Origin of the sequence: Tissierella sp. (assembly GCF_052089545.1) — a bacterium.
GTDB lineage: Bacteria > Bacillota > Clostridia > Tissierellales > Tissierellaceae > Tissierella_A.
In genome coordinates this window covers 1-8,215 of sequence record NZ_JBQDAA010000099.1, presented here as the reverse complement: position 1 = coordinate 8,215, position 8,215 = coordinate 1, and the positions used below count along the sequence as shown (strand labels likewise).

Sequence of the window (8,215 nt, the reverse complement as noted above, 5' to 3'; positions counted from 1 at the left end):
AAAGAATAGGTTAGAGAATGCCCAGCAGATGAATGCTTTAGTATTTGATCTTGAATAAATTTATTTACTCTTGGGTAATATTGAAACGATAGAGGGGGACGACAAAAGATATTTATATATACGTGATAAAAAATATAATTATAAACCCCCTATATACTTATATTGAATATACATAACTATAGACCGAGAGGGTGAAGTTTTTCCAATAGACTTTATATTTTAAAAAAGGGGGTGATGATATATACCCCCCATAAAACTATATATACATTTACATATAAGAACCGGTCGGATTACCTACAAAATACACACAGTATATTTCCATATGACCCCCACCCCTAAATATTGGATAATGTTGGATTTAAAATACTAAGAAATACTAAGATAAAACCTTACAAAACTTTACTTTTAAAATAGATATTGCAAGACAGACCCCATGCAAGTATTAATTTGACATATTACAGCTATAAAAAAATGAGAAGGTATAACCTTCCCTTTCCCTGTTTTTCAAACAGGAGATGATATTACAGCTATAAAAAAATGAGAAGGTATAACCTGTTATACCAAATAAATTGGTACTTGCTCTGATATTACAGCTATAAAAAAATGAGAAGGTATAACCTAAGAAAACCTAAGATATAAAAACAACCCCATGGAAGGGTACAGATAAAACGGTATTAGGCTTATTTATTTGGATTATGAGCGACTTAATATACTTATAGGTGCATTGGGTAGGGTGATATTAGTAAGACCTAAAAAAAGGCAATATTTATTGGGGAAATTGGAGCCCTAAAAAGGGATAAGGTAACAAAGGTAACACCCTAAAAAAAACATGAAACTATAATTATATTATTTTAGTTGTACTAGAGTATGGACAGATACAAGTAGCAAGAGAATTTCCAAATCCGACATCAGTGGCGGGTTTGAGTCAAATTGAAAGACCTATTTAAATCAATTCTAAGGCATTTAAATAAATTAGGTATAGTAATATACATTTAAATCAATATAAAAGTTTGTAGAGGCTAATACGAGCCTAAGAATAAATATATATATCCAGAGATACCAGAGCCCCTAAAAAGATATATACTTCATTATTTGAGTCCATAAAAAAGAGCATAAAAAAGACATAACGACATTATGCAATTAGAATCAAAATCCTTCTAGTATTGTATTTTTACAGTATTAAAAGAAGTTAATACAATAAAAATATGTAGTATAAAAAATTATTACAATGAATTTCTAAATTTTGATACACTTCCTGAACCTATACAAAAAATGCTAGCTGGAAGCCAACATGGATTAAGAAATAAAGTTATATTATTTTTAATTCCATTTTTAAGAAATAGTTTAGGGTTAAGTCTACAAACTATAAAGCAAATTATGATTATATGGGAAATATAGTATCTTAAAATTTATTATGGGGTCACAATGACCACGTCAAATAAATACTTATATGTAAAAAAAGTTAAAAGTGCCAAGTAGAACGTGGATTTTAGAGACAAGCTTTATAAAAGCTTAAAAATAAACCTTTATGGTTAATAGAGAGTTCAATATTTTAATATTTTTTTTTATATGATATTATTTGGTTATCTGAATTATAAAGGAGAATATTTAATATGTTTAAAAGTAATGTTAAACCTTTTTTAAAGTGGGCAGGAGGTAAAACAAAATTGTTGCCTATTATTAATAGAGAGTTGCCTGAAGATATAGACAATTTAACTACATATGTTGAACCTTTTGTTGGAGCAGGAGCAGTTTTTTTTGATTTCATATATAATGATAAATTTGAAAAATATATTATTAATGATATAAATTCAAGATTAATTAATGTATTTTTAAATATTCGAGATAGAGTAAATGATTTAATTATATTGTTAGAAAGATTACAAGAATCATATTTGATTTTAGAAGTGGATTCTAAAGAACGAGATGATTTTTATTACGGGATTAGAGAAAAATTTAATGATGATAATATTTCTAGTTTAGAATCATCAGCATATTTTATATTTTTAAATAAGACTTGTTTCAACGGTTTATATAGGGAAAATAAAAGTGGTAATTTTAATGTTCCAACTGGTAGATACAAAAATCCTAAAGTCTTTGTAAAAGAACAACTTTTGGAGATTTCTAAGGTATTAAATAAAAAAGATGATAAAGGTAATTTTGTTGTTACTATATTAAATTTAAACTATAGTGATTTAGAAGAATATATTGATAGCTCTACTTTCGTTTATTTCGACCCTCCTTATCGTCCAATTACTAAGGGTGGTTTTTCTACTTATAATAAAAGTGGTTTTAATGATACATCTCAAAAAGAATTAGCTAGTTTTTTCTCTAATGTTTCCAATAAAGGTGCAAAATTGATGCTTAGTAATTCTAATCCTAGAGAATATATTAAAAATGATAATTTTTTTGAAATACTATATAAAGATTTTAATATAAAGAAGCTATATGCTAGTAGAGTTATAAACTCTGATGGTGACAATAGAAAAGACACCTCTGAATTATTAATAACAAATTATTATAAAGAAAACAATTTATATATGGGGGAAGATAATATGGAATATAAATCAAGTGTATATAGTGAATTACTTCAGCTAGAGACTGTAGATAAAGCTTTTGATAGTCTAATAAATAATTTAAAACCAACGATTAAAGGCTGGGATTATTTTGTAAATTGGGACAAAGTATTAGGTAATATAAAAAGTATTGAAAGAAGTTTAAATACTCTTAATTATTTAATAGGTAAAGATGATATAGAAAATGAAGCCAGGGAATTGTTAAGTGAAAATCCCCAAATTATAAATGTGTTACCCATATTAATAGCTACTCGAGACAATAAATTTGAAATTATAGAACCTAATGAAGATGGTTCTATAATAATTAAAAATATTAATTTTGGTAATAAAAAGACTAGAAAAGATGATTTAACAGATGAAGAATTGGATAATGCAATAGAATTTTTACATAAAACTAATCTATTTGATTTATTTGCAGACAAAACTATAAAGAATTTAGTTGATTATGTAATGGGAGTTGAAGTTGGCTTAGATACTAATGGAAGAAAAAATAGAACTGGAGATGCTATGGAAAATATCTTAGAGAAATTAATAACTAAGATGTGTAAGGATAATGGTTGGGATTACTTGTATCAAGCAACGGTGGCTACTATATTAGAAGAATGGAATATAGTAGTTCCAACTGATAAATCTAAGAGAAGATTTGATTTTGTTATAAATAAAAATGGTAAAATTCTTTTAGGAGAAACTAATTATTATCATGGTGGAGGTTCAAAGTTAAAAAGTGTAGCTAGTGAATTCACTAAGCTTGATAAATATATAAAAGAAGGTGGATTTAAATTTTGTTGGGTAACAGATGGTTTAGGATGGCATACTGCTAAAATGCCATTAAGAGATGCTTTTGATGATATGAGATGTATTTTGAATTTAGATATGGTAGAAAAGGGAGCTTTAGAATATATAGTTAAAAACTTATAATTTTTTTGAGGTAGAAGTCAAGTAATATTGATTTCTACCTTTTTTATTGAATAATTAAGAAAAAAATATACTATTGTATATTGTAAAAAAGAAAGGAGTTGAAAATTATAAATAAAAGAGAAAAAAATTTATATATTAGTATTAGTAATTAATTTAAACCCAGAAGAAATTGCAGAAAAGTTGAGACAAAATTTATTTGGAAAAGATGGAGAAATTGAGCAAGTATATGAAGCGTTTAAGTTTAAAATTATTGAAATTGATGAAGTTGTTTTTAGTAATAAAGCTAAAGGTAATAAAGAATCTATGTTAGTTATATAAGCTTAATGACACAAAATAACTATTTTGTGTCATAAGAATATTAAAAGTGTATTAATCTATATATTATAATTGTATAGATAGTATAAAAATGATACAATTAAGATAATAAAAATTAGGAGGTTATAAGATTATGAAGATGGATAAAGAGTTTTATACCATAAAAGATATACAAAAACTATTTAATATGAGCTATCCAACAGCATTAAAAGTAGTTAAAAGTATAGATAAAAAAAGAATGATAGGAGGGAAATGGATTATCACTAAAGAAACTCTAAAAAACTTTATAGATGGAGAAGATAATTAAGCTATGTATTAGCATTGCCAGTATATATAAATAACTTAGAATTGATTTTAAAGCTTAGTAAATTGATATATAAGAGGTGATTACATGTATAAGGTTAAATTATTAGATTTACCAGATAATATTGATTATATAAAATACAAATTAAAGTTATCCACAGGCAAAGCCTATATATAATTAATTAATAACAATACTTAAAAACCTTTTAACTACTTTTAACTACTTTTAGGCAATTTTTATAGGCTTGTTTACTAAGGTAGCAGATAAATATGACTACAAAAACTATGTGAAGTGACTACAAAAACTATGTGAAGTGACTACAAAAACTATGTGTAGGATTTAACAACCTTAAAAAATAGACATTTACACCAGTAAAGGAAGTGGTAAAATTGAAAGAAGGCTTAATTGTAAAATCTAATCAATTAATAGAAGCCAGATATAAATTAAATCTAAATGAACAAAAGATTATTTTATATGCAGTAAGTAAAATTGATAAATCAAAGGAGGATTTTAATATAATAGAAATTGATGTAAAGGACTTTTTCAGTTTGCTGCACACAAGCACAGAAAGATACACAGAACTAAGGGAAATTGTAAGAGTACTAAGGGGTAAAGAGGTTATTATAAACACAGTAGAAGGCGAAATAATATCAGGCTGGTTATCTTCTATTGAATATAAAAAAGATAAAGGTATTATTGAACTAGAATTCAGTAAAAAATTAATTCCTTATTTGCTGCAGCTAAAAAAGAAATTTACAAGATACAAGTTAGAAAACATTTTATATTTAAAAAACAAATATTCTATAAGATTATACGAATTATTAAAACAGTATGAAAACATAAGCAAAAGAACTTTTACAATAAATGAATTAAAAGAGGTTTTAATGATAGATAGCAGCAGTTATAAAAGATTTGCAAATTTAGAACAAAGGATATTGCAACCTACACTAAAAGAAATTAACGAACTAACAGATATTAGGGTTAATTATGAAAAAATAAAGAAGGGTAGAAGGATAGATAAATTATTATATTCAATTCAGAGCAAAGAAGTATTTGAAAAACAATATTTATTACACTTAAAAGAAAATTTTAACACAGAAGATATAAAAAGATTATCAGGTTTAGAAGGTGAAAATTTTAATCCTAAACAGATAATTGAATTGTATGAAATAGCAGTTGCTAAAACTGATACAGATGAATATGTAGATGTATTTGAGTATATAAAGCTAAATTATAAAAACATGATAGAACATAACAGAGCGAGAAATAAATTTAGTTACTTAAAAAAAGCTTTAAACGAAGATTATGCAGCAGCAAGAGGACAGATAAAACTATTTAATTTAGTAGAAAATAAAAAAGCCTTCTAGTAAGGGCTAGAAGGACATTTAAGGGTATTAACTTGTATCATTAAACTAATATTATTATATCATATAAGTTAGTATCCTTCTAGTACAGGAGGGTATTAAAACATGAGTAAATTTAATTATTTTAAGGTAAATAAAGATATGTTAGATATTGAATTAAAAAAAAGTGAACTATGGGTATATTTAACACATTGTAGAACGAGCAATATAAAAAAGAGTATCCAAACTGAAAAACTTATAAGATATTCATTATCAGGAATTACAAAAGTAAAAGAATTATTTGGGGAAAAAGCTAGTAAAAAAATGTATGATAAAGCTATAGAATCACTTATTAAAAAAGGATTATTAAAAGAAATTGATATAAAAGCACATGGTATTAATAAAAAATTTTATAAAACTGATACAGCTATTCAAATTATAGAGAGTGATTTATCTATACAAATACCTATAATCTTGTTAGATAAAAAACTTATAACCAGAATGAATACAGATGAAATATTAACTATAATAAAATTATATAATCATTATGAGCCTTCTCAATTAAACTCTATAGATAAAGACTATATAAGGGCATATTCTGATTATAATAAAAAAGGTTATAGAAAAACAAAAAATCTTTTTGGTGAAGGCTTTAATAGGTCTATATATATAAAGAAGGCATATGAAGTAGTTGATTTTGATACTTGCAAAGTTGAAAACAATGAAATAGATATAAATATAATTGATGAATTAATAAAAAAGGGATTGTTTAGATTTAAACCTGTAATTATGGAGGTAGATGAAGAAGATGAAGATATTGAAGAATTAAAATATGAGCTATTTAAGGGTTTAGTTAGTTTTAAAGACTGTTCAAATAGTCAGTATACCTTTACAGGCATTAAAGATAATCAAGTTGTTATATGGGTTTTAGAGCCTTTACATTGCCCTTATATAAAACCTTATATAGCATATTCAGAACAAAGAGAAAAGGCATTTATAAGAGCTAAATTTATCTATTCATTAAGTGATGATTTAACAAAGAAGAAACACCGAAGATATGCTTTATATCATGAGTCAACGTATGAGTATATTAATGATTTGAATGATAAAGGTGATATAAGTGAAGATGATTTCTATCAAATTTTATATTTAAAAGATGAACTTCTACAATATACTTACGAAAATGGAGTATTAGAGATATACTTTTATGGAGAGAAATTAAAAAGTTTACAAGAACAAAGACAAATTGAAATAGAAAATATAAGGCTTGAAAATCTTAGGGTAGAAGAATTAACAGGAAAAAGAAGCAGAATAACCACTAATAATAATTTGAAAGTTATTAGTAAAAGAATTGATGAAATAAATCATAACATAGCTTATATACAAAAACTAGAAGATGACCTTTTAGAATTAATACCGATAGAAGCTACTGAACAATTTTTCTATGATTCAGACTATGAAGTAGAAAACGTTGGTAAAGCTACAAGAGTGATTCAATAATAAAATTTAATGTCACAAAATGACCTAAGTATTGTTAAGTATTTCTAAGCATTTTAAGTATCTTTAAGAAAAGATATGATAAAGAACTACTCATCAAGTTGATGAGCTTCTACTATTTGTTTAAGTAATTTTAAAAACAAAGAATACTTTTAAAGAGAAAGATTATATATTTTATTCTACTAGATTAATAATATTAAAAATCAAAATATGAAATATTTAAAATAATAAAGGACTTTAAAGAACTTTATGGAATACTTTACAATAGATTAAAACTAAATTAAAAGTCTATAAGGGGGGTTATTTACTTGTATAGGGTAGTAGAAGTCGCTGAACTTTTAAAGGTCAGTAAAGTAACGATTTACAACTATTTAAAAGAATACAGTAAAGAGTTAAAACCACATTTACACAAAGTTAAAAGTATTACACATATTGATAATACAGGTATTGAACTATTAAAAGAATATATGACTTTAAAGGGCGACTTTAAAGAGATTAACACAAACGAAATAAAAGACAATATAAATAATACCCCTAATACTGAATATATAGAGCTTTTAAATGAGTTTAAAGAGTTTAAACAAACTTATGTAAAGGACTTAAAAGAGCAGATAGAAACCTTAAAGGGTGAAATAGAAGTTAAAAATAATCAATTAGAAAATAAGGATAAATTAATTGAAAATATGCAAGTATTATTAAAGCAGCAGCAAGAAAAAACTTTATTATTAGAAGAACAAAAAGAAGATAAAAAAAGTATATTTCAAAGAATATTTAAAAGAAACTAGGGGGTTATATCATGCTAGAAGAATACGAGGAAGACTTTAAAGAGTTAGAAGAACTGATAAGAAATATACCTTCAATAGATGATTTAATGAAAGATATTATAGGTTTAGAAAAAGAATTAAAAAATATAAAATCAATAGATATAAATGATTTTATAGAACTAGATGAAATGATAAAAGATTTATAAAATAACAAAAGTAACATCCTAAAAAGAGAATAAATTATAATACATTTCCTTTATTCCAACGCAGTAATAAAAAAGTTATAAATAAATGATTAAAATTTAATTTACAAAACGGAACAGATTGCAAAAATAATGCTAGTAAATGCTAGTATTATTTTATTTATTAGGGTATTTCCGAAACAAACACAAAACAACACGAATACCCTAATAAACCCTAATATTTAATATACCCCCTACTCTTTTCAGTAGGAGAAAATGAGCTTGAAAATTTATTGCTAAGAATGAGTAAGAAGCC

Annotated in this window: 7 protein-coding genes; all 7 read left to right on the top strand. The window is 25.2% G+C overall.

Annotated elements, in window-relative coordinates; translation table 11 throughout:
• Positions 1-1,613: 1,613 nt before the first annotated feature.
• A complete protein-coding gene (locus ACTHW2_RS08110) occupies positions 1,614-3,494 on the top strand; it encodes a DpnII family type II restriction endonuclease (protein WP_442263449.1) in 1,881 nt (626 codons plus the stop codon).
• Between the two features lie 180 nt (positions 3,495-3,674).
• Positions 3,675-3,812, top strand: a complete 138-nt coding sequence (locus ACTHW2_RS08105) for a hypothetical protein (RefSeq protein ID WP_442263448.1) — start codon at positions 3,675-3,677, stop codon at positions 3,810-3,812.
• Positions 3,813-3,942: 130 nt separating this feature from the next.
• The gene (locus ACTHW2_RS08100) at positions 3,943-4,116 is read left to right on the top strand and encodes a hypothetical protein (protein WP_442263447.1); all 174 of its coding nucleotides are present in this window, start codon (positions 3,943-3,945) and stop codon (positions 4,114-4,116) included.
• Positions 4,117-4,502: 386 nt separating this feature from the next.
• The gene (locus tag ACTHW2_RS08095; protein WP_442263446.1) at positions 4,503-5,480 is read left to right on the top strand and encodes a replication initiation protein; all 978 of its coding nucleotides are present in this window, start codon (positions 4,503-4,505) and stop codon (positions 5,478-5,480) included.
• Positions 5,481-5,582: 102 nt separating this feature from the next.
• Positions 5,583-6,956 carry a hypothetical protein gene (locus ACTHW2_RS08090; protein ID WP_442263445.1) on the top strand — a complete coding sequence of 458 codons (1,374 nt, stop codon included), beginning with the start codon at positions 5,583-5,585 and terminating at the stop codon, positions 6,954-6,956.
• A gap of 305 nt (positions 6,957-7,261) precedes the next feature.
• Complete coding sequence (locus ACTHW2_RS08085; RefSeq protein ID WP_442263444.1) at positions 7,262-7,738, top strand: hypothetical protein; 477 nt, start codon at positions 7,262-7,264, stop codon at positions 7,736-7,738.
• Between the two features lie 11 nt (positions 7,739-7,749).
• On the top strand, positions 7,750-7,923 hold the full coding sequence (locus ACTHW2_RS08080) for a hypothetical protein (RefSeq protein ID WP_442263443.1): 174 nt from the start codon (positions 7,750-7,752) through the stop codon (positions 7,921-7,923).
• The last annotated feature ends 292 nt before the right edge of the window (positions 7,924-8,215 follow it).

Bases quoted from the DNA above. Each gene is read 5' to 3' on its own strand.
- ACTHW2_RS08110 (WP_442263449.1), top strand. From the start codon at position 1,614: ATGTTTAAAAGTAATGTTAAACCTTTTTTAAAGTGGGCAGGAGGTAAA.
- ACTHW2_RS08090 (WP_442263445.1), top strand. From the start codon at position 5,583: ATGAGTAAATTTAATTATTTTAAGGTAAATAAAGATATGTTAGATATT.
- ACTHW2_RS08100 (WP_442263447.1), top strand. From the start codon at position 3,943: ATGAAGATGGATAAAGAGTTTTATACCATAAAAGATATACAAAAACTA.
- ACTHW2_RS08080 (WP_442263443.1), top strand. From the start codon at position 7,750: ATGCTAGAAGAATACGAGGAAGACTTTAAAGAGTTAGAAGAACTGATA.